Source organism: Gordonia lacunae (assembly GCF_002149015.1).
GTDB lineage: Bacteria > Actinomycetota > Actinomycetes > Mycobacteriales > Mycobacteriaceae > Gordonia > Gordonia lacunae.
Window position 1 is genome coordinate 16793 of sequence record NZ_NGFO01000029.1, and the last position, 22226, is coordinate 39018.

The following is a 22226-nucleotide window of genomic DNA, read 5'->3' on the forward strand; positions in this document are numbered from 1 at the left end:
AGCATCAACACAGTCTTCGAATGAATCTCCAAGTACGACATCGACGGCCTCACTTGAGTCCGAGCTAGAAGAACAACCCGCAATCCAGATTACCGCCAATATCGCAAGAAGCAGCCCGAACCACGGAGTCCTAAAGCCTCTCCAATACCCCATACCCCACCCCGTTTCTAACCGCCCGAATCCGCAGTCACGGCGGTCTTGTATACCTGTCAGTCAATACCAGGGCCCCGTATATGCACCCCCACCGACACCAGCAGCGATGTACTCATTAGCTATTGGGTGCACACTTTGTCCACGAGTGCACGTTGTCCAGTACACGTTGATGCAGATGCCACTCGCCATGAGCGAGTGATTTTCGGATTCATGACCTACCCTGAGGAGCGCCCAACCCTCAGCGAGTTTGAAAACTGGGCGCAATGCCCAGTCCGTAGCAACCTCCTCTTTCGTTTGATAATCGACGACAGACCTTTGGTCCGACTTTGTCAGATACAGATAACGATCGCCAAGGAACGCTTCCTTTAACCGTAGACCCGCAACCTTAGTGCGATCGAGGTCGAAGACGACCTGCCCGCTCCCCAAGTCGACAATCGAGACATATTGCCCTTCCGAAGTGCTCGTGCCCCGCAGCAAGATTAGATCACCGTAGGTGTACCGGGAAGCTTGAGACCAGGTATTGAATGAACTGTCACCGAAATCGGAGTACGGCGCAATCGGTCCAACCAAGGTCTTGTTGCGAAAATCGAAATAGAAAACGCCCGGCCTACGTTCCTCGGGAATCGCATCTGTCCGCGGGCGGTGCTCCATCAAGATTCCAAACTGCGTAACCATGTAGGGTCCGACATTCCGGAACTCCCCAACTTCCGCACCGTCGCTGTCATAGAAGTGCATGTCTTTGACGTATCCCACACCGACCTGCCTGGACGTCGTGAGACTATACCCGCCGTAGTTCACACCCTGCGGTCCTGTATCAACGCCATCGTACGGTTTGTCATCTGGCCGAGTCTGACTTTTCAGAGAAAGAGTAGACGCGTCAAAAAAGGCCACATGATCGAGTGAAAAGCCAGCAGGATTGGCAGTAATGAGAGAAAACGCCCCCCCCAGAGGCGGGATGCAATGACCAATTGACACTATCCCCAACCGGCCATTCGAATTCTCTAGAATCTCTCAATTCGGCGCGCACGATATCGTATGACGACAATTCTGTGCGGATCACTTCTGGTTCGAGACCATGAGACGGCGTTCTCGTCTTGGTGAGATATATGGCTAGCGGTTTCCCGCTGGAGTCTTCTGTGACAACACAGGCCTGCTCTATGATCGTATCGCCCGACTTGGGCGTGGGGTTTGGCATGTCAACATTCCGCCCCTTTGAGATGTCAAAAAACTCACGATTGCTATTTCGCGGATCGGGTTCTTCCATTTCAGGGACGCATCCACTGTATACAGCGGTTCCACTGAAGTACAGATTGCTACCTTGCGGTAATGGGAACTTGGTCTCTTTAGTTGGTTTCAGCGTAGTAATTGTAGACTCGGCAGCGGCAGTCCTAGGCCCCGCTGTTTGTGGTTCGGCCACCTGAGTCGAACTGCAGGCACCCGCGGAGACCACCGCTACGACGATGAGCAACCGAACCGGAAGCGCGGATCGGAGCGATCGTTGTGCCGTAGGGTTGCCGCTTCCTGATGATCGACGAGACGAACCCGGCCGAATTACTCGCCCCGCCAACTGTGAGCGCTCTCGGAGCACTTTTAACTCCCTTTGGACACCGAATACAAGGGCCACACAGGGCCTTATGTGAGTGACCCGTGAACCCCGCTCCAAGATGACGATGCATGAGCACTTCGCTACACGCTCATGAGTCGCACGGTGGTCGGAAAGCAGAACACCCCACCCCTCAGGAGCGGCGATCTACTCCTGGCCCCTTTGTCAGTCGATCTGTTCGGTCGAAGACTTGACGACGTCGGCCCTCGAGAAACTAGCGCCTCGAGTTCCGTAGAAGTCAACCGACGACTATCGAACGTCTCTTCTCCCCTCGGCCAGGATGAGCAAGGCGCGCGGTTCGTCTACTGCAAATAGGCCGCGTAATGTGCGGATAGATGGGCTAGGTAGATCTAGATGCCGCCCCCTTTTCGGTAGGTGTTACTCCCCGACCGACGACCACTATTGTGTCATAGCTCACACCAGGGCCGGGGCCTGTCCGAGACATTGGGCACTGCAAAAGCTCGGATTGGACCACTTCGATGGGTGCGGTCACTGCTGGTAGGCAGCTACTAGCCAGCGGGTGAGTGGTCTTGCCAGAAAATTGAACCCGGTGTGCCAGCAGCGTCGCTGCGAGATCGCCAGTATGGTCGCGGCGATTGCGTCCAGATCATCCGTCGATCGCATGCCGGACGGCCGCCCGGTCAGCGTCAGCTCGCCCATGGTGACGCGGCCTGGTTTGGGGTGCGACACGGTTGGTGGAGCCGACGGCGCTTCAGGCCACGACCCCGACCACGCGGTCGTCGACGTCGTGACCCGCACCGAGATCACTGCCGAGAAAACTGACAGTTTCTTGAGCCGGCGCGAGAGATCCGGCGCCGATCCTGACGACCGCCGACCAACGAGCACACAGACCGGCGGAGTCCAGCTACGCGCCGGTCGTCGTCTTCTTGGTGCAGACACAGCGGTTTCCGGACCCGGCAGTCGGGTCCGGGCACCTACTAACCCTGCCGTCAGGGGCGGAAGATCTTCGGCTGCCCGGCGTCACCGATCGGGTCGCCGTAACCACGACGGGTGAACTCATCGTCGTTGTTGACCGGACCTCGGAAACCGGTAGGGATTTCGAGGGTGCAGGGCTCCTGGCTTTCGGTGGCACTGCCGTGCACCTGATGAACTCCGAAGTCCGAAACGAACGAATGGGCCCGTCGCCGCGGTCGCGACGCCGCTCCGAGGCCGGCCAATCCCGCAGCGGGCACAGCGCCGGCGGTCCAGACAGTCGAGGTTGTTGCCTTAGGTGGTTCTCCGATCGGGTGTAAGGTTCGCCGCTGCGGCGACCCTTACACCCGTCAGTTGCTGTGTAGTCACCTAAAGGTTCCCGAGTTTCGACGCCCGACACCCGACACCCGGCCGATCATCAACGGCCCGCCAACGGAGGTGCCAGCGTGAGCAGGCGTTCAATCCAGCCCAGCACTATCTCCTCGAACCACGCGGGAACTTCGGTGTGGCGTGACGTTGGACTGTCACGCGCAGTCCTGATGATCGCGGTGACACCTAAGCAGCCTCACTTGTCTGCATGTGACTACGCACCAACGAACGAGCCGACGGATAGTCGACCTTGCCGTTGGGCCGCGTCGGGAACCGCCCATACCGTGTCCGCGAGGGCGCTGCGATTGGCAGTGCGATCGCTTGCGGATCCGTTGCCACTCTGCCCGGACCCCGATACCTTCGCTTCCCTCTTTGCTTTCGCCAGCGAAGTTCTTCATCCCACCAGTCCCGAACCAGTCGATCGACAAGATGGCTCTGTGCCCGTCGGACCATTGCGCCGTAAGATCCGAATGCGACGGCTACTTCGTCCCACCTATTTCTGGATGGAGTCAGTAGGTTCAGCTCCCTGAAGTAGCGAAGCCACGCACGGACGCACCGGCTGGAGTAACCCGTGGCACTCACAAGACCGATCACGGATACGTGACCACCCTGCCAGGCTGCGTGGATCCTCTCGGCGATTCCGCCTAAACCTTCTCGCCAAACCCAGATGTCGTGGTGGGCATGGTGGAGTCGCAGGGTGGAGCTGGCAAACGGGGGGCGTGTTTCCCCTTGTGTTGCAGCTGTGTCATGCGGAACATGTGCGAGCTCCCAAGTTGCCGACTCTGTCCCCTGCGCCTCAGCGACTCGTCTGATCCAGCCTTCTGCCTGGAGGCGGTGAAGTGCCCTCGATGCTGTTGCAGCGTGAACGTTAGCGGCTTCGGCTAGCCGGCGAACGTCGATGTTCACGGTCGTTGTGTGCGCCTCAGCGCACACAACGAGGAGGCTGTGCAGGACCCGTTCAGCACTGGCCCACCCCTTTCGTGCCCAAGTTGCGGGATCTGAGTTCGCTGCAGCGAAGACAGCCTCGATGTGGGTGCGGACTGGGTCGTCGACGGTGTGGTCGCCTTGCGCTCGTGGCCACGCTGTCTCGGCAGCAGTGCGCAGTGCTTTGTGCCATTGCGTGAGGGCGTGCGCCTCGTTCTGGCGGAGGTCTTCGCGCAAGCGGACTAGTCCAGGCTTGTGCAGATGTTGAAGCACATCAGTCCAGCACCAACCGCTGGCGGCCATCCCGAGCATGATCGACCACGCGTGTGCCGAGCGATCGTCGGCGGCTGTGAGCCGCCTGACTAGGCGCTCAGCCGTAGTTGAGGATAGTTCGGTTCGCGCGCGATCAACCCGTGTGGCAGGCCCCTGCCCGACCAGACGTAGGCCGATAGTCGTAGTTCGCTGCCTGGAGTTTTGCCGCGCGGTTGTTGGGAACCTCGCTATCAGCCACTCAGCTAGGTCGGGTGGCGCCGGCCGAGCCTGCATGTCCCTGACGGCGTTGCCCAGTTCCCGTCCGGTCAATAGTGGGCTCGCGTTTCCGCCCGACCGGTGCACAGACCCGGGGATCCGAACTGCGCCCGACACGGGGTTGGTAAGCGGAGAGATGTCGAGGGTTGGAAGATGCGCGCGCAGCCTACGAGCAAGGTCGGCGACTTTCTCCGCGGGTATCCCTGGGTCAATGACGCGCACCCAGATGTGCCGCCCTCCTGAGGGCCCCGACTGCACTTGCAGGTGGCTCACACCCAAGTCGGTTAGGACGCCGGTAAGTACGTTGGCATCCACAGCAACGGCCTCGGGACCGTACGGTCCTGCATCCAGGTCGAATGCGAGCAGCGTGTACCGGGAATGGCGGTCCGCTAGATACGTCGCGATAGGCACCGGTGGCATTCGTTCTGGCCATGGTGCTGATCGGTATCTGTGTTCATTTGTTGCGTCGACACGCACTGTGGAGCGGGGCGACCACTGCCTCCATTCACTCAGCATGTCCACCCACTAGTGGGTGAGTGCTGCGGACGAATGCAGTCGATTCCCCGCGTGTGGTTGTGCGACACGCGGAGCACAGGGATTGCGGGCACTCCGAGAGGGCGCACGCTACCCTGAGATCTGTCCGGCAAGACAGTCCCTTCGGGGATGGGCGAGAGCCCGTGAGACCGAGCTGGTAACTCAGTCTCGAAACTTCAGATCAAGGACCCTCCGACTGGTAATCGGGGGGTCCTTGTGTTGGACCTCGCGCGTTATTCAGATGTCAGCGTTCGGAAGGTTCGGAGGCTCCCTTCTGGGTTGGCGATGCTAGGCGCGCAGCACGAAGCTGGCGCAGGGTAGGAAAGATCTGGTTCGCGCCGAAGGCGCGGCACCGGCGCTGATCGACCGTCGTCGGTAGTAGGGACCGACCGTGGTGCTGGGCTGAAGAACTGCGCAAGCTCGAGCACGATCTCCCGCAGGGACGATCGAGCCGCGGTGCAGTGGCCACGCTAGGACTGGCGCTACCTGCGCGTCCTGCAGTCATCACACCCCCTTGCTGGCTCGAATCACATCGGTGTAATTGTATGAGCGCGATTTCCGCGCGATTTTATGTTGGTGCTGGACGGCGGGTCAGGGGACATCAAGTAGGGCGGTTCTCTCATCTCCGCAGGTCATGGGCGTTGTTCGGCTGTATTTTCGCGCGAATTTATGCCACACTGGGTGGATGGATCGGTCCGCTGACGGCCGGCGTGGGCGCCTTGGCGCACCCACGCCAGTTCCGGCAGCTATCGAGAACCGGTCGACCAAAGCTCCGGTAGTGACGGCGTACTGCGCTGACCCGCAGTGCCGAAAGGAGTTTCGTAGGACCGCGGGTCGTGGTCGGCCTCGGATCTATTGCTCGGATGCCTGCCGGCGCTCCGCCGAGAACGCCGCTCGACGAATTTCCGCGCAACTTCAGCATCATCGCGAGATGGCGCAGATGCTCGAACGCGACCTTGCGGCGTTCGATTCGTCCGCGTCACCCAAGTCCACCCCGGAGCCCTCGTCAGTCGCTGGCTTAGACACAGCCGTTGCCCGCGCGGAAGGTGTGCTCCTGGGGCTTTCAGACGGGAGTGTTCTGGCAAGCGAGTTCACTCGCTTGCTGGACGCAGTTCGTGCTGCGCAGCCCTCGCAGCAGCAACATCGAGCGGGCTAACCGGCAGGCAATCAACAAGCCGTCGGCCTGTCGGTAGAAGCGGTACCGACTGAGTCACAGGCGCGCCTCAAGCGGGCCATCAGCAGTAGTTCGCCGATGGGTCAGAAAGGTCTACTCCGCCGCGGTTCTCCGCTCCCCCACCGGCCAGCGGTGCCGGTCGAGCGCCAGCGCGTGACTTCGATTATCGGATCACGACAGCATTTGAGCACCGTGACCTGCGCAAATCGAAACTGCCTCCCAGTTTCCCGCAGAACGACGAAACTGAGTTGTCCTATCCCCTAGGGCCAAAATGGGTGGCAGCTCGTCACGGTGCGATCTGGAGCCGTTAACGTAAGTCTGTCGTCTCAGCGCGTTAGCCAGGACTCCTGTCAGCCGCACTAAGCGTTCATTCTTGCTTCCTCAGCCCCAACGGGTCGTCGATACGCGGATGGCCCACCGTCAGAGTCGAACATCTCCCGCCGGCCCATACGGCCGACCCATACGGGTGTCATCCGGTTGGTGACGACGTCGGCTCAGTTCTCGGAACCCCACCGAAGCCATCACTCAGGGAGTCTTACGAAGTGCCGAGAGCTTTGTGGCATTGGGCCTAGCGGCCGAACTCGAGGGGGCCGGCGGCGACACCGGTGCCCCCGGGGGAGTGAGACGACTCGGTGATCTACGTAGAGCACGGATTGTAGGTGCCCGCCTGAGCTGCCGCATGTAGTTGTGGCACTGGTCCCCGGTCAGCCATCTGGTCATCCTAAGTCAGCCCGGTTCAGTTGTGGACCCACAAGAGCGGCCGATGTCTGTGTCGTGACCCAACAGTGGGGTCCGCCCGGCCATTCCAGAGACTTCGAGGACCGCTGCTACACGTTGCCGGATGGCTGCGTCGACGTAGACGAGCGATCGAGCAAGGCGGACGCCATTCCCCGGTCATCATTGGTGGGACGAAACTCGTCGTGAACGAGCTGCGCTGTGGTCTCATGTCTTTATGTCTCTGTGCACCCGTGTCGCGAATGGTCAGACCCGTCCCACCGGGTCAGGTCACGCAGACGCGCAAGTCTGCGCGGGGACCGCTTCATTGAGCTGTTGGCTCATAAGCCACTCAGCTGACAGCCGAGCTGTGTGGCTATGTCACCCAGCGCCTCGTTCTTTCACGGGTCTAGTCGAGAGCGCGAATCTCTCCCGGGTGCAGACACGATGCGTCTGTTTGTCCTGGGTATCGTATCCGCGATCCTGGTCTCCGACTTTCGTTCCCCGCACACGTGGTTACCGACCGCGTCGATGGCGAATGCCGTGCGCACAAACGGCCTGTTCAGCCCGTAATAATGCACGCATTACTTCGCGCTGCAATGCGCGCAGCCACGCGCTCAGTGCAGTCGACGAGACCGTCTAGGTGAATCGCGACAGCACTGTGGTCACGGAGCTATGCGCTACGCCCCGCAATGGGCCCCCTAGCACGAACCACAACACTCGAGGAAGTGCACCTTTGTTGGTTGCTGCCCGGATCTTCTGCGTTAATGGGCGCCACCAGTCAGACCGCACGCCGACAAATACGTTCCCCCGTCTATCGGGCCGTACTTTGCACTGTTCGGCGCGCCATACATACAGCGTGAAGTGCCGCACCGAAGTACGGGATGCGCCTCAGCGTCCAGACCCCCATACGCTGCGCAGCAATAAAACACGTAGCCACTCGACTACCAGAAACCATGTTGCACTCAGTACAAGGTCCTGTGAAGTGCTACGTACTGGGCTGCTTGCGGACGCTCGCAAGGCGACCTACGCGGCACAGAGCACTCATGTCCGCATGCATCGCCATATCTTGTTCCACGTCGCAAGCGTTGTGCGTCGAGATGTTCCTCCGTCTACCGGCTCCGCTGATGCGGTACATGTAGATCGATGTACATACCAAACTAGTGAACACATACCCGTGCGCAGTGATGGCAGCTCTGTGTAAGCAGTTATGTCTATACGTAACGCAGGACGTAGATATTGCATGCCGACCAGGGACATCGTCGTTGTTAACGCCTCGATCATTGCCAAGCTCAAGTGAGTATCTGCGGCGTCGCGCACGAGAGACCTCCCGGTAGAACGCCAAGTCGTCCGTAGCGTGTCGTACACCGCGCGAACCGATGTGCGCTGTTATCCTCTGCGCATAGCGGACCCCAATGCGCCCGGGAGGCACTGCCTTCCTGCGGTCCATGCGCACCACCCCATTGGAGGACTCAGTGCAACACCTATCTCAACCCGCACTAGCTCGGGTTGTCACGATCGCAAACGGCAAGGGTGGCGTCGGTAAGACGTCAACGGCGACAAATGTCGCTGGTTTGGCCGCTGCCGCCGGTTGGCACGTCCTGTTCATTGAGCTCGATCCGCAGGGCAACGCGGGACGCGACCTCGGCTACGAGATGGATGGGTCAGGCGACTCCGGACAACAGATCTTCGACGCGATCATGCAGGAGAAACCACTACGACCCAGTCTTGTCAACTACCGACCCAACTTGGACGTACTTCCAGGTGGGAGCGGACTCGACGATCTTGAAGCGATACTGATCGGTCGTTCTCAGCGTTCGCCAGGTTCACACAGGCAACTCGCAGATGCATTAAGCCCCATCGCAGATGATTACGACCTCATCATCATCGATACCCCACCTACACGACCCCATCTTCTACGGTTAGCGCTGGCTGCAACACGTTGGATCGTCATCCCGACGAAACCGGACGACTCGAGCATCGACGGCCTGCAAAAACTCGCTGACGAACTGGTTAGTGCCAGATCAACAAACCCCGACATCGAGGTCCTGGGCGCCGTGCTTTTCGGTATCGAGGCCGCTGCGAAAGCCATTCGTAGAGAGGCGCGGGCCAAGCTAGACGCAGCGCTCGGAGGAGTGGCCCCGCTGTTCAATTCCGTTGTGCGTCATAGCACCATGACCTCGGTTCAGGTACGGGAGAAGGGCTTGCTTGCCCACGAGCTGGCCGAGCAAGTCGACAACGCCGAGCCGTACTGGAAGGCCCTCAAGGAAGGCAGGCGGCCCGACCGTGTGCCAGGCACCGCGCCGTCTCTCGCAGAAGACTACGTCCTCCTCGCCCAGGAGATCCTCCAGGAGATCGACCGACGCGAGACCGAACAAGATTCCTCCGCGGAGCCGGCACACGAAGGAGCACCTGCCTGATGGCCACCGATCGCAAGCCTGTCACCGGTCTCGCGAGGACCGGTAGCGTCCCGGGGCCGCCGCCCCGTAGACCAACCACTCCTACAGCGGCACCGGCGGCGACCCCACCAGTACCCGACGGCCCAGCGCTACCGCACAATCGACCGCAACCGGCAGCGTCTACTCGGCCTGTCTCGCGAGGTGCCCGACGCCCGAAACGCGTCGAAACCCGCCCAGACGAGATGCTGGTGTCAGTCACCCTGTCGCTTCCCACGCCACTCTGCACAGCCACCAAGGCACACAACAAGCAGAACGAAACAACCATTGCCGGGACATTGATGGACGCGATTGTCGCCAATCACGACCGCTTGCCGGCGTTAGTAGAGAAGCTCAAACGCCAGCACCACGACGATGGGCTGTTCGTACGAATCGAAGCCAGACCAGAAGAAGAGCGATCTTCGCTGACGTTCCGGATGCTTGGTCGCAACCTGACTGTCATCGATCGCTTAGTTGTCGAAGTTGGTGCCGAGAATCGCTCGCAGCTGTGCAGGGCGGCTCTAGAAGCCCACCTCCAGTCTCAGTCGGTGGATTCGGAGTAAGCCGGTACACCCAATCCTCGGACGGTTCATCCCTGCCGGCTGGCGGTCCGCAGGCACGAGCTGCACACCCAAACCCGCGGCGTCCCTGCAGTCACGCGGGGGAGGGGTGATGGGTCCGCGCAACTAAACGCAGTTCGATAGGTGAGGGTCGCCGAAGGGCGTCTGATATCTGGGTTCGTATCAGAACGAAGCAACGGGCCCGCAGGGAATTGCCAATCCATACCGTTGCGGGCGAGCCTGGGACTCACCCGCTTCGACGGACGCGCAGAGAGCACGCCCTTTATTTTGGTCTAATATCGGTGTAACTTCGGTTTGCCACCACCAATGGCGTCTTGTGGCGCGGCGCGATGTCCAATGACTGCGCAGCCTAAAGACTGGTCTTGCCGGATCGTGCTCGCGGGTCGGGTTGGAGGTTGCAGTAGACCAACCCGGCCCGCTGGGCCACCGCACCTAGCAGCACCTGAGGAAACTCCAAGTTTGTGTCAGTCCGCTTGCTCTGACTGACTCGCTACGAACTCAGCGAACCGCGCTTCGTATCGCCGAACCTGAGGCATTGGCATCGGGTAGCCGGCTAGCCACCTCAAGTAGTTGAGGTCATCGCTGTCAGAGGTGGACTCGCCTTCCGGTGGTGGCATTCGTAGATGATCGTCAAGAACAAGGATTAGATCAGCGAGAGTGTCATCACGACGCGCTATTTCTGCTTGCCTGATTATCCACGCTCGGGTCAACCTGTCGGTCGCATGACGAAGATTCGCAACCACAACGCGCTGGTCCTCGTCGAGCGAAGGCGACAGGTCATCGACTGCGCGTACCTTCCGAGCGAGTTCGGCCAGCGCGTCGGTTCGAATGAACACGCCGTAAGCAGAGGGCGTCAGAGGACGTGTGGGGCGAGAAGAGACCGGATCATTCGTGCCCGGGGCCAGATCGGTCGTGGGTTCGTCCTGCAGAGGTACCGGGTCACCTCCCTCGAATGCGCGCGCGGCGCTTCCGGGGGACCACCGCAGCGGAGCGTCCAGCTTGGTCAACGTGACGAACCGCGGTTTAGCCATTAAACCTTGCTCGAGGCGTCGCATAGTCGGGTCACTCGGCCCGCCGGCGAGACTTACATCGGCTTGCGACATTCCCAGTTCCTGCCGGCGCCGTTGCACGAGGCGCCCAAAGCGCAAAGCATCGGCCACACCCGCACTCTAGGCGCTATAGACCGGTCCGGGGCGTGCCCCCTACGGTATGCCACCAATGATTGCCTAACTTCGGTTTTCAATCGGTCTACTGTCGGGTTATAGTACGTATCGACGGTCGATATTGATCGGTTACTGCACGGGTCAAGTTGCCGATTGAGCGGCTTTTGGCACCTGGCGAGACCCATGTACACCATGTAGGCACAGGGTCTCTGTCTCGAAGTTTGACCCCGGCCGGACGCTGCCAAGTTTGGCGACTCGAACGGCGTCCGGACCGGGTGATTACCAGCTCGATGCGGTAAGTGCGGGCATCGAGGCGGGCGTTGCTCAGTGTACCTGCGGGTATGCGCGGGCAACGGTCGTCTGGGTGGGCTGCTCCTACAGCTTCGAGGAAACCCTTGGAGTGAAGGAACTCGCATGACGAACCTTCTTGAGCCCGATCCTCGTGGGCCAGATTGGTCTGGGCGTGTCGCTGTCGACTTTCGATCGATGGCACAGGTCCCAGGCTCCGGAGAGGGACGGTCAGATTGCCGTCGAACAGTCCCTCTCCGGAGTGGTGGTTGGCGACTACGCGCGAGCGCGATTGATTTGCCGTCGAACGGCTCACGCGTGGTCACCCGAGGAGACAGCTCCCTGTCTGTCGATGGGGGGCTGTCCCGGTGACCAGTGTAGAGATGCATCGTCCTGTCCAGAGGGGTGGACAGGAGTCGCGACATTCGAGCTGGGCGGCGACCTTGGCAGTCATGGCGACGGCCGTCATCGCCCTGGCCAATGTCGGGGTCGGGAACGTGTCTGCCGCGCCGGCGCAGCCGGGGGGCTGCCCTGGTCTGATGGTGTATGCGGTGCAGGGCACCGGCCAGTCGTCGCCAGACGCCGATCCGTCGAAGGATGCGGGCTTCCTGTCTCAGATACTGCACCCGGCGATCACGGCCGCCCGCGGTGATATGGACCGCGCGTACGTGCCCTACGACGCCGGCTTCGGTGGTGCCGTAGCGGGCGGCAAGGTCCCGTACGAGCAGTCGGTTCAGGGCGCGGTCGCCAAGACACTGTCCTGGATCAAAGAGAAGGCCGCCGCGTGCCCGGCCACGAAGTTCGGTCTGGTCGGCTACTCCCAGGGCGCTCACGTCACACGGATCGTGTTGAACGACATCGTTGGTGGCAAAGCAGCGATCGGCGCCGACAAACTGGCCCTGCTGGCCAACCTCGGCGATCCCGGCCGTCCCGAAGGGGCTTCGTTGTTTCCCGGCAAGCCGGGGCAGACCTCTCCCGACCCGGTGCCGGGAACAAGCGGCACGAACGTATCCAAGGTCGTGGCGGCGTCGACGACCAACGCCCCGGGTGGCGGCATCGCTCCGGCCGGCGATGTCGAGGACACGTCGTACCAGGCCATCGCGGGACGCTATCTGTCCGCGTGCACGCCCGGCGACCTCGCCTGCGATGCCCCGGCGAACGCACCGCTGGCGCGGTTGGTCACCAACATCGCGGGTCAATCGGAACTCAACCCGGACGATCCGATCGGGTCGTTGTCGACGATCGCCGAAGCGCTGGCATTGACCGCAGTGAAGACCGCGGTGCCGGTGGTCAATGAGGATGTCCAGGCGCCGGAGAACAATCTCGAATCCGTGAGTTATCAACCGCGACAGACCCTGTCCGAGCGGTTGGCCGTGGCCTCAGACCCTCGTACGCCGTTGCCGAGTGTCCAGGACGCGTTGTCGGCGGTCATCAAGGTGGGCACGATCGGGTTCAACGCGGTGAAGACCGTTGTGCAGACAGTCGCCACCCCGAGCACCATCGCCGCGATCGCTACTGCGGGTGCTGCGAATCCACTGGCCATCGTCGGCATTCTGGGCGCAAAGCTGGGCCAGGCAGCGGTTACGCTGGTTCCACCGGCAACGCAGAAACGCCTTGTCTCTGAGGCGTTTACCGCGTTCAAGTCCGAGTTTCAGGCGAACTCCGACCTGTTCAAGGTGTCCTCGCTGTTGAAGTACTGGGATGCCGCCAAGCAGCACACGTCGTACTCGCAGGTATCGGCCACACCGACGGGCCAGCCCCCGACGAAGCTGATCGGGGATTGGATCGTGGCGGCCGCGCGCGACATCGCCGGCAAGGACGGCGGTTCGTCGAACTCGTCCGGTAGCGGCAGCGGCAGCGATGACTTTTCGTGGCTGTTCGGCGAGGGGTCCGGTTCGTCGACTCTTCCATCGTTGACCACGACGTCGTTGCCGCCGAGCGCTGCGACGTCGGAACCGGCGTATCCGTGGGAGCTCGACACTTCGTCACCATCGGCTCCGGCCGAGACCGTTCCCTCGGAGTCCTCACCGGTCCCGCAATCCACACCTCCTGGCGGCGCGTCCGGCCTTCCGCCGTTCCTCAGCGGGGCCTCGCAATGAGTCTGACCGTCCTCTCGGCCAGCCCTTCCCGCGTGTGCGGGCGCGGGTTGTGCCGCGCTTGTGGTGGTGGTCGAACCACCACCTCCAGCTAGACCCTTCCTCTCCACTAGCGCACTCAACGAATCACTCCGGAAGGAGCGAGTACATGTTCAGTGACAGTGCAATCCGGCCCCCGTTCGGGGGACATGCCTCTCACAACCCCGGCCATCCGAACCGTCCCATCAACCCGCAGGGTGGTGAGCCGGCGTGGTTGAGTCCCATCGATCTGATCACCGCAGTCACCGACCCGGCCACGTCGGTGGTCCTGACCGATGAGAACGGCTGCGCGTCGACTCGATGGGGGATGGGCAACGGCCTCAGCATCACGCGGCTCAAAGAGGCTTACGACGAACGGGCGCGGTGCGTACTGCCCGGTGACCGCGGCTACCGCCTCGACGCGAACAGCGTTGTGCTGGTGGTCGGCTCGAACGGCTCGTTGCCGGACGAGCTGCTGGTCGGCGCCACCTACCGCGACGTGTTCGACGACACGCTGCACACTATCGATCCGTTCTCGCTGACCGCGGTCCGGCGCGGTGTGTTCGGCGATGAACATCCCCTGCACTGGCACCTCGCCGCGTGCGATCGCTGGACCCGCGCATACCGCCACGGGAACGAGGTGACGTTCGGATGAGCACTGATTGGCAGAACGACCCGAGCGTGCAGTCCTGGCTGCACACCAGCGAGCCTCACTCCGACCAGCTCACGGAGTGGGTTGACGACCCGACGCGCCCCAAGCAGGACATCACAGCAGGGGGCGTTGACCAGGTCGACGACACTTACAGCTACGCCCAACTCGATGACGCTGAATCTGATGACGCCGATTTCGGGGAGGTCGCCGAGCCCGCAGTCGAGGAGCCCCCGTACACCGATAACGTCTATGCCGCAGCGCCATTCACACGAAGTGCGCCCGCTCCGACCCCGGTTCGACGTCGGGACCGCCGGTGGCTGCTGATCGTGGCGGCTGCCGTTGTGGTGGCGGTCATGGGGCTAGTGGCGATCGCAGTCATGATCCGGGGCCTGGTCAGCGGCGGCGGCGAGGACGGCATCACCGATCCGGTTGCTGCGATGGATACCCCGGACCCGTTCTCCGATGCGGTGGAATGCCCCTCGACCAGTGATGGAGCCACCACTACCGGCCGCGACCCGGGCGACCTGACGTCGGGGCCGAACGTGATCAAAGCGTTCAACTACGCCTACTTCCACTGGCGTTCGGGACCGGCCGCGCGGGCGATGGCCTCGTCCAATGTCGAGGGCATCGGCAGCGCGGTCGATTTGCAGTCGAGCATCGACACGCTCAATCCCCAAGCGCGGTACTGCCTGTCGATTGAGGAGACCGGTTCCAACACCTATCGCGTGGCGGTCACGTTGATCCTGCCCGACGGGACCCGCGACCCCGACCCCGATGTCCAGAACATCACCACCACCCAGATCGGCGAACGCACCTACATCGCGTCTGTCACACGAAACAAGAAATAGAAAGGTCACCCCCTCCCATGTACATCACCTCACCAGCGGTCACGTCTCCGCGGTTCGACACCCCGCCCCGGCGGTCGCGGGCACAACGCCGGCACCGCACCGCCCCACCAGCCACCCCATTCGTCGGGACAGTGCTTGCCGCGCTGATGGTTTCCGGTTCCTTCGGCGCCACCCTCCTGGTCGACAGCCCGGCCGCAGCCTACGAACAGGGCGGTATCGACCAGGGCGAGACCGACGATGGATTCGAGCAGGGTGGGGTCGGCGGTGGCGGCGACGACGCAACCCCACCGGTCGCACCTCCGCAGCAGACTGCGCCGAGCTACAACTACAACCCCGGTCCGGGCGCTATCCCGGCACCGCCCGGGGAAGCGCCATACCGGCCCTACGCCGATCCGCAGGCGTACAACCAGCCCAACTACGACACCGTCTACAACCCGGCGCCGCCGCAGGCCTACACCCTGCCCCGCCCGGTCGCGCCGGTCCGCCCGATTGCCCCGCCCCCGAAGACGTTGCGCGTGGGCAACTTCCTCGTCGAGGAAGACCAGCTCAAACGCGATGCTCCCTGGCTGACCGACCGTCAGCGGGTCTCGATCAACGAGTGGTCGGCCTATGGCGAAGCGAAGATCGCCCAGGGCCTCATCTCGGTCGGGGTTCCCGAGGACGAAGCGTCCCGCCAGGCTGCCGCCACCATCATCGGTGTGGCGCTCGGCGGCACCGCAGGTGCGGTCGCCCTCGGCGTGCCCGCCGCAGTGACCGGCGGTGTCGGTGGCGCGTTGATCGGTACCGGCGTGGGAGCCGTCATCGGGTCGACCATGGTGGTGCCCTTCCCCGGCGCGCACACCGGAACGGGCGCGGCGATCGGTGCGGCCGCCGGTGCGGCGATCGGTGCCGCGGCCCTGGGTATCCCCGCGGCGATCGTCGGCGGTGTAGCCGGTGGAACGGCCGGTGGACTCCTCGCGCACGCCCTGGGTGCCGGAGATCCGGGTGCGAACCCGCGTCAGCCCGGGCTGCCCGGCCAGCCCGACCCGAACCGCCGCGTCCCGCAACCGCCGCGTCCGCAATCGGCTCCGCTGCCCAATCCCGGCGCCAACCAGTTCGAGGTGCATCTGCCCGCCGGCCAAGCCGCCAAAGCTGGTCTGCCCGCAGTGCACTACCAGGTCAACGTCGGTGGCGATGTCAACGCCGAGACCACCATCGGCGACCAGACCTACACCGCCAACTGGACCGCGGAGCAGGCCGACGCCCCCTACAAGGCACTCGGTGGTGCCGCCGATCAGGTGCGCAAGACCGTCACCGACGCTGCCGTCGACCTCTCCCGACAGGCGGAGAAGGCAGTCCCGGGTCTCAAGGTCACCTTCCCGCAGCTCACGCCGAAGGGGGCATAACAACGATGGCCGCGAGTGTGGAGACGGTGTCGGCGCACAACGCCGGAGCGATTCGGGGTGCGTCGATTTTGCCGCCGAGCGCGTCGGAGATGCTGGGGCGGCGCACGACACGGTTACCGGCGCATCTGGTGGCGGCCGTGGGCTGTCATGGCGGTGCCGGAGTGTCCACGCTCGCGGCCCAGCTCGAGCATGTCGGCGATTCCGGCCAGTTGTGGCCAGGGCGGGCCGATGAGCCGCCGTTTGCGGTACTCGTTGCGCGGGAATCGGCGCGCGGCCTGGCCGCGGCGTCGCTGGCCGCGCGCCAGTACGCGACGAACAATGCGCCAGCACATGTGCAGCTGCTGGGGTTGGTGCTGGTAGCCGGGCGGAAGGGAAAGCCGACCGCCCGGCTCCGCCGCGATCGGGAATTGCTTGTCGGGTCCGGGCTTTTCGCGCACGTGTGGCACGTTGCCTGGCACGACTTCCTCGTCGACACCCCGCTCAACGAGTTGCCCTCGACCGGTCCCGACCCGGCCCCAGCGGCGCGGCGCACCGATCCGCGCACCGTCGTCGCCCCGGACATCGCCGCCGTCGGCCAGGGCCTTCGTGACGCCGCAGTCGCGGTGATGTCAGGCGACGCCGGCACAACCCCATAACGGCACAACTCCACAACCTCCACCCTCACGAGAAGGAAGAGATCATGCTCCAGTCCACGCTGGCCTCGGCCAAAGCCACCACCACCTACGTGGCGTTCAACCCCATCCCGATTCCCGGTTTGTCGGACCGGCTCAACACATTCGGCGGGTGGGTCACCTTCCTGGCCTACTTCGCCACCGCCGTGGCGATCGTCGTCGGCGGCGGCTTCATCGCCTTCGACAAGATCACCGACCGCGGTGACAACAAGGGCGTGAAGATCGCGATCGGCGCGATCGTCGGGACGATGGTGATCGCGGCCAGCGCCACGATCATCCAGGCTGCGGGCGGGCAGGGGTGAGCCGTGCGGACCGAAAGCTACAGCGATGAACACCACCATGACAGTGGCGTACGCGAAACTGCCTACCGAGGTGATGAACAACATCACCCTGATCGGCGGCTGGTTCGTGTTCGTAGCCAACATGCTCGCACTCGTGCATCTGGTCTTTCTGGGCGCCTCGATCGCGTTCGACAAGGTGCGCGAGCATCCACTCGCACAGATCACCGCGGGGGAGTGGTTCACCAAGATCATCTTCGGGGTGTGGGTGGTCGCGATCGCCGGCAACCTCGCCGCGGCGGTGCTGGTCTTCGGCTGATCGCCGCTCTCGTTGCCGCCTACGCGCTGGCCGGGTTGCTGACCGGATGCGGATCAGACCCCGACACCGCCACACCGTCGACGCCGCAACAGATTCCGTTGACGACGCCACCCACCGAGCTGCGATGGGTGGAGTTCAACGGCATGCGCATTCCCCAAGCCGCCGAAGGCCCCACCGAGGTGACAGATGCCGTCGCTCCGGAAGGGTTCGACCGCACACCGCCGGGAGCTGGGCTGGCCGCGGTCAATGCCATCGTGCGTCTCTCGGTTGCGCTCGATGACCAGTGGCCGCAGGTGGTCCGTGAACTCATCGCACCTGGACAAGCACGAGATGACTTCATCACCAACCGCATTCAGTTGTCGACCACATCGGGTGTGCCCGCTGGTCAGGCCCCGCAGGTGCAGGGCTGGAAACTGACCGCGTTCACCCCCGACAAGGCATCGGCCGACATCTACACCCGGCTGCCGGACGGCTCGATGACGGTCAACCACACCACGGTCGTGTGGGCGCCCGCGTTCGGTGATTGGCGGCTGCTGCTGCCCGACGCCGCGGCGGGCGCCTCACCGGTGGACGCGATCACGGCCACGCCGACCGACATGGTCGCACTGACAGGAGCCTAACCATCATGAGCACCCCTGATCCTCGCGAGGACCTCGGCCGCCTTGCGGCGCTGCACTCACTGCGCCAGTCCGGCGGCTACAAAGGCACCACCCTGGTGCTGTCGCTGCTGGTGTTGACCATCGTCATCGGCATGGCCGTGCTGGTCGCCGTCCGCGGCGACGATGACGATACGTCGGCTCCGCCACAGGTCACCGCCACGGACACACCGACGTCGGGTACGCCGCAAACCCCGGTCACCCGACTGCCCGACGACGCGTTCGGGGTGCCCACCACCGACACCCGCGGCCGCCGGGTGGAAACCCCGACCAACCCGCTCGGCCAGGTCCTCCCGCAGACCACCGATCCCTCGGACACCGATGAGCCTGAGGCTGTGCTCCCACCACCGGAGGGATTGATGTGGCAGCGCGTGTACGGCGCGACGATCCCGTTCTCCACTTCGGACGGTCCGACCGCGATCAGCACAGACGGGGTACCCACCGGGTTTGCCCACACCCCGCAGGGCGCGGCGCTGGCGGCCTGGCAGATCGGCCAGCGCGCCACCTGGGCACCTGATGATCAGAACGTCGCGCTCCTTGATCGCGCAGCCGTGGTCTCTGAGGCCGCTCGTCCCGAGGCCGACACTCTGCGCACCAATGGCGCGCAAGTCTATGCCGGTAACCCTGAGTTGCCCGCGCAGATGCGGGATGTGCCGGTCGCGGTCCGTATCACCACCTACTCGAAGGACTTCGCCCACGTCGAGTTCGCCCAACCTCTCAATCGTGACGACGGCTTCACCGCCATCTCGGTCGGTGTCGACATGGTCTGGCGCGACGGTCAGTGGAAATGGGTGGTCCCCGAACCCGGCAACGATCCCAGCCGCCTGCTGATTTCGACCACTGGCGATGGGTGGACCCCATGGTGAACCACCACAACGACTCTCACCTCTGGGAAACGCGTTCCGGCCGACGGGGGCGTCTGCGCACTTTTCTGACCGGCCGCCGGACCCATGTAGCGGTCGTGGTGGCGCTGATTGTCGCGACGGTGTCGTCGTGGGTCGGTGCCGGCAGGGCCGCCGCGAACCCGCTGTGCGACGTCGCGGGCCCGTTGAGCCGCGCGGTGTGCGGCGCCGCGGGCAACGCGGCCAGCAATGTGGCCGGCAGTGTGGTCGGCGGGTCGTTCGAGAAGATCGTCAACTCGTTGCTCGAGGGCTACCAGACGATCCTGACGTGGGCGTTGGCGTGGTGGATCAAGCTGCCGAACCCGCAGTTAGACAACAAGTCTTCCCTCATGCAGGAAGTGCACGACCACACTCTGCAAATCCAGATCGTGGGCCTGACGTTCTCGCTGATGTTCTTCGGCCTGCGGATGATGATCGACCGCAAGCGCTCCATGGCCGATGACGCTGAGGAGGGCTTCAAACTGATCTTCCGCTCGGCGATGGCCACCGCCGCGATCCCGCTGGCACTGACCGTCGGCGGGCAGATCGCCGACGGCATCTCCAACTGGCTGGTCAGCGAATCGGTGACCGCAGGCGGCGGCAACGGCGACACCATCAAGAACTTCCTCAAACTCAACCTGCTGACCAACTCCGCGCTGGGCACCACCGCCATCGGCATCTTCGCCCTCGTCGGATTCCTCGGCGCCTTTTTGCAGTTGGCGTTGCTGGTGGTGCGCGAGGCGATGTTGCTGCTGGTCGTCGCCGCGCTCCCGGTGGCCGCGGCATTCTCCGGCACCGGCCCCGGGTCACAGAGCTACCAGCGGCTCGTCGCCTGGTCGGTGGCGTTCCTGCTGTTCAAACCCGTCGGCGCGCTGACCTACTTCGTGGCTTTCCGTGCCGGAGCCTCCAAAGACAACGCCCAACAGGTCGTGCTCGGCATGGTGCTGATGATGTTGTGCGCGTTCGTGTTACCCGCACTGATGCGCCTGATTGCCCCTGCTGTGGCGAGCATGGGTGGCGGCGGCTCGGGTGCCGCGGCAGCCGGCACGGCCATCGGTGCCGGCGTCGCGGCGGGCAAGGTCGCGGCCATGGCTGCCTCGGGCGGGGCGACCGCCGGGGCCAGCGGCGGTGCGAGCGCGGGCGGCATGTCCTCGATCGCCGGTCGCGGCGGCGGTGGACCCTCGGGCGGTATCTCCACGGCATCGGCACCCTCACCACCACCGCCATCGGGCGGTGGCGGACCCGGCGCGCAACCCGCCCTCTCCGGCGGCCAGGGCGGACAGGCCAGCTCCGGCGGCGGTGGCGGCGGCGGTCCCACCTCCGGGCTGGGCGACGCGATGGGATCGGCCGGCGGACTCGCCGGGGCAGCCATGCAAACCGTCGCCGACAGCGTCGAATCCGAAGTCGAATCCACCAGCTCCGACCCGTCACTGAGTAGTCCGCCGCCGATGCGCTCGGGTTGGAACGAACACGCCATGGCGCACTAGCCGCCCACCCCATCTCTCTGACTGTCGAAAGAGGTTGTCATGACAGACAAAGCGAGCACCCGCCGATTGCTGTACCGCCCGGCCGCGGCGTTCCGGTCCTCCGGCGCGTTCGGGTTCACCATGTTCTCGACGATGGTGCTGCTGGTGTTCATGTTCGTCGCCGTTGTGGGCCTGATGCTGCCGCTGCCCGGTGTGATCAAGTTCTTCGGGCTGCCGTTCACGCTGGCAGTGCTGTTTGTGCCGCTGGTGGTGTCGCTGCGGGGCCGCTCAGCCTGGGAGTTGGGCATGGGTGCACGCTCGGTGTCGAAGGCCCGCTGTGCCGGTGAAACTCTGCTGCGGTCCGGGCCGTTCACGATGATCCCCGACGGCACCCCACTACCGGGGCCGCTGGCGACGGCCGAGACGTTCGACTTCTCACCCGGCGACGGGTCGGCACCGTTCGGTCTGATCAGGTTGTCGTCGAAGAACTTCTACACCCTGGTGCTGCGGACCTGGCCCCAGGGCGGGGAGTGGAATGACCAGCCTGTGCGCGATCGCTGGGTCGCCCGCCTCGGCGACATGCTCACCTTCCTCGGGCAATCGCCGGACTTCGTGGCCGCGACGATCACCATGGAGACTCTGCCCGAGTCGGGGATGCGGGCCTCGACAATCGTGCGGTCCCGGCTCAAGGACACAGCACCGGCGCTGGCCCGCAAGATCATCATCGAAGCCACCGAAGCGGTACCGACCGCCGAAGTGCGCCTGGAAGCCCGGATCGGATTGACCTGGCGCGCGGACACCATGCACCGCAAACGCGATGCCACCGACATGGGCAACGAGTTGGCGCGTCGTCTCGGACGGATTCGGGACTACTGCCACGCCGCCGGTCTGCGGGTGCGGCCGATGCTCGAACGCGAAATCTGCGCGATCGCCCGCCGCAGTTTCTCCCCGGCCGACGAGCTCGACCTCGAGATCGGTCTGATGAGCGGTGAACCGATGCGCCTGCGGTGGGAAGACTGCGGACCGACCTCGGCCTCAGACCAGCACGGCCGCCTGCTTCACGATGCGGCGCAGTCGATGTCGTGGACGATGCGCAACGAACCCGAGGCGCCGTTCGATTCCAACGTGCTTGCTGATCTGCTGTCCCCGCACAGCGACGTGCCTCGCAAGCGGGTCACCTTCGTCTACCAGCCCTACACCCCGGCCCAAGCCACCACGATCGTCAACAAAGACCACAACGATGCCCGCCAGGCTGTGCGCACCCACGTCGGCAAACTGCCCGAACGCGCATTGGTGCGCCTGGACAGCGCCGAAGGCGCCCGCCAGGAACAGGCCCGCGGTGCGGGCGTGACCCGGGTGTCGATGGTCGTGACCGCCACCTGCCCGATCGGCGCCGATACCCAGAAGATCGACACCCTCGTCACCGATCTGGGCCTCTCGGCGGCCACCCCACTCGAACCGGCCCGCGACGAACAACTCGTCACCTTCTGCGCCGGACTGGGTTTCGGTGTCGTGCTCTCCGAAGAGAGCACCGTCTCCGACAAGCTCGCCGCCTAA

General features: G+C 63.8%; 15 protein-coding genes. 13 read left to right on the forward strand and 2 right to left on the reverse strand.

The annotated features are described in order from the left end of the window. Positions 1 to 213: 213 nt before the first annotated feature. The gene (locus tag CA982_RS20755; protein WP_144066075.1) at positions 214 to 888 is read right to left on the reverse strand and encodes a hypothetical protein; all 675 of its coding nucleotides are present in this window, start codon (positions 886 to 888) and stop codon (positions 214 to 216) included. A gap of 2356 nt (positions 889 to 3244) precedes the next feature. Further along, complete coding sequence (locus tag CA982_RS27215) at positions 3245 to 5026, reverse strand: MarR family transcriptional regulator (RefSeq protein ID WP_014928992.1); 1782 nt, start codon at positions 5024 to 5026, stop codon at positions 3245 to 3247. Positions 5027 to 8380: 3354 nt separating this feature from the next. On the opposite strand from CA982_RS27215, the gene CA982_RS20770 reads away from it, so the two are divergent. The 13 genes from CA982_RS20770 (at position 8381) to CA982_RS20835 (ending at position 22226) form a co-directional block, all read left to right on the forward strand. Continuing rightward, positions 8381 to 9352: a ParA family protein gene (locus CA982_RS20770; RefSeq protein WP_044508797.1), complete on the forward strand. Its 972-nt coding sequence runs from the start codon at positions 8381 to 8383 to the stop codon at positions 9350 to 9352. 227 nt (positions 9353 to 9579) lie between these two features. Further along, positions 9580 to 9930, forward strand: a complete 351-nt coding sequence (locus tag CA982_RS20775; RefSeq protein WP_144066077.1) for a hypothetical protein — start codon at positions 9580 to 9582, stop codon at positions 9928 to 9930. A gap of 1921 nt (positions 9931 to 11851) precedes the next feature. After that, on the forward strand, positions 11852 to 13498 hold the full coding sequence (locus CA982_RS20785; RefSeq protein ID WP_044508694.1) for a cutinase family protein: 1647 nt from the start codon (positions 11852 to 11854) through the stop codon (positions 13496 to 13498). A 145-nt stretch (positions 13499 to 13643) separates the two neighbouring features. Next, positions 13644 to 14168 (forward strand): hypothetical protein, encoded by a 525-nt coding sequence (locus CA982_RS20790; RefSeq protein WP_014928866.1) that lies wholly within the window; start codon positions 13644 to 13646, stop codon positions 14166 to 14168. Further along, a complete protein-coding gene (locus CA982_RS20795; protein WP_014928867.1) occupies positions 14165 to 15013 on the forward strand; it encodes a DUF8176 domain-containing protein in 849 nt (282 codons plus the stop codon). The genes CA982_RS20790 and CA982_RS20795 overlap by 4 nt, the downstream gene beginning before the upstream one ends. A 146-nt stretch (positions 15014 to 15159) precedes the next feature. Then, positions 15160 to 16398: a hypothetical protein gene (locus CA982_RS20800; RefSeq protein WP_341865042.1), complete on the forward strand. Its 1239-nt coding sequence runs from the start codon at positions 15160 to 15162 to the stop codon at positions 16396 to 16398. Between the two features lie 5 nt (positions 16399 to 16403). Beyond that, complete coding sequence (locus CA982_RS20805; protein ID WP_049942638.1) at positions 16404 to 17033, forward strand: hypothetical protein; 630 nt, start codon at positions 16404 to 16406, stop codon at positions 17031 to 17033. A gap of 44 nt (positions 17034 to 17077) precedes the next feature. Then, positions 17078 to 17371: a hypothetical protein gene (locus CA982_RS20810; protein ID WP_044508698.1), complete on the forward strand. Its 294-nt coding sequence runs from the start codon at positions 17078 to 17080 to the stop codon at positions 17369 to 17371. Between the two features lie 25 nt (positions 17372 to 17396). Continuing rightward, positions 17397 to 17666 (forward strand): DUF8064 family membrane protein, encoded by a 270-nt coding sequence (locus CA982_RS20815; protein ID WP_044508700.1) that lies wholly within the window; start codon positions 17397 to 17399, stop codon positions 17664 to 17666. Continuing rightward, positions 17612 to 18286 (forward strand): DUF8175 domain-containg protein, encoded by a 675-nt coding sequence (locus tag CA982_RS20820; protein ID WP_144066078.1) that lies wholly within the window; start codon positions 17612 to 17614, stop codon positions 18284 to 18286. Before CA982_RS20815 ends, CA982_RS20820 begins: the two co-directional genes overlap by 55 nt. Before the next feature lie 5 nt (positions 18287 to 18291). After that, positions 18292 to 19188: a DUF8175 domain-containg protein gene (locus CA982_RS20825; protein WP_014928870.1), complete on the forward strand. Its 897-nt coding sequence runs from the start codon at positions 18292 to 18294 to the stop codon at positions 19186 to 19188. After that, on the forward strand, positions 19182 to 20690 hold the full coding sequence (locus CA982_RS20830) for a TrbL/VirB6 family protein (RefSeq protein ID WP_014928871.1): 1509 nt from the start codon (positions 19182 to 19184) through the stop codon (positions 20688 to 20690). Before CA982_RS20825 ends, CA982_RS20830 begins: the two co-directional genes overlap by 7 nt. Before the next feature lie 39 nt (positions 20691 to 20729). Next, entirely contained in the window at positions 20730 to 22226 is a 1497-nt protein-coding gene (locus tag CA982_RS20835) for an SCO6880 family protein (protein ID WP_014928872.1), read from the forward strand.

What these genes read in the sequence shown, in the direction of transcription:
- CA982_RS20755 (WP_144066075.1), bottom strand. Translation starts at nt 888, where the DNA reads ATGCACTTCTATGACAGCGACGGTGCGGAAGTTGGGGAGTTCCGGAAT.
- CA982_RS27215 (WP_014928992.1), bottom strand. Translation starts at nt 5,026, where the DNA reads ATGCTGAGTGAATGGAGGCAGTGGTCGCCCCGCTCCACAGTGCGTGTC.
- CA982_RS20770 (WP_044508797.1), top strand. Translation starts at nt 8,381, where the DNA reads ATGCGCACCACCCCATTGGAGGACTCAGTGCAACACCTATCTCAACCC.
- CA982_RS20785 (WP_044508694.1), top strand. Translation starts at nt 11,852, where the DNA reads ATGGCGACGGCCGTCATCGCCCTGGCCAATGTCGGGGTCGGGAACGTG.
- CA982_RS20790 (WP_014928866.1), top strand. Translation starts at nt 13,644, where the DNA reads ATGTTCAGTGACAGTGCAATCCGGCCCCCGTTCGGGGGACATGCCTCT.
- CA982_RS20795 (WP_014928867.1), top strand. Translation starts at nt 14,165, where the DNA reads ATGAGCACTGATTGGCAGAACGACCCGAGCGTGCAGTCCTGGCTGCAC.
- CA982_RS20800 (WP_341865042.1), top strand. Translation starts at nt 15,160, where the DNA reads ATGGTTTCCGGTTCCTTCGGCGCCACCCTCCTGGTCGACAGCCCGGCC.
- CA982_RS20805 (WP_049942638.1), top strand. Translation starts at nt 16,404, where the DNA reads ATGGCCGCGAGTGTGGAGACGGTGTCGGCGCACAACGCCGGAGCGATT.
- CA982_RS20810 (WP_044508698.1), top strand. Translation starts at nt 17,078, where the DNA reads ATGCTCCAGTCCACGCTGGCCTCGGCCAAAGCCACCACCACCTACGTG.
- CA982_RS20815 (WP_044508700.1), top strand. Translation starts at nt 17,397, where the DNA reads ATGAACACCACCATGACAGTGGCGTACGCGAAACTGCCTACCGAGGTG.
- CA982_RS20825 (WP_014928870.1), top strand. Translation starts at nt 18,292, where the DNA reads ATGAGCACCCCTGATCCTCGCGAGGACCTCGGCCGCCTTGCGGCGCTG.
- CA982_RS20830 (WP_014928871.1), top strand. Translation starts at nt 19,182, where the DNA reads ATGGTGAACCACCACAACGACTCTCACCTCTGGGAAACGCGTTCCGGC.
- CA982_RS20835 (WP_014928872.1), top strand. Translation starts at nt 20,730, where the DNA reads ATGACAGACAAAGCGAGCACCCGCCGATTGCTGTACCGCCCGGCCGCG.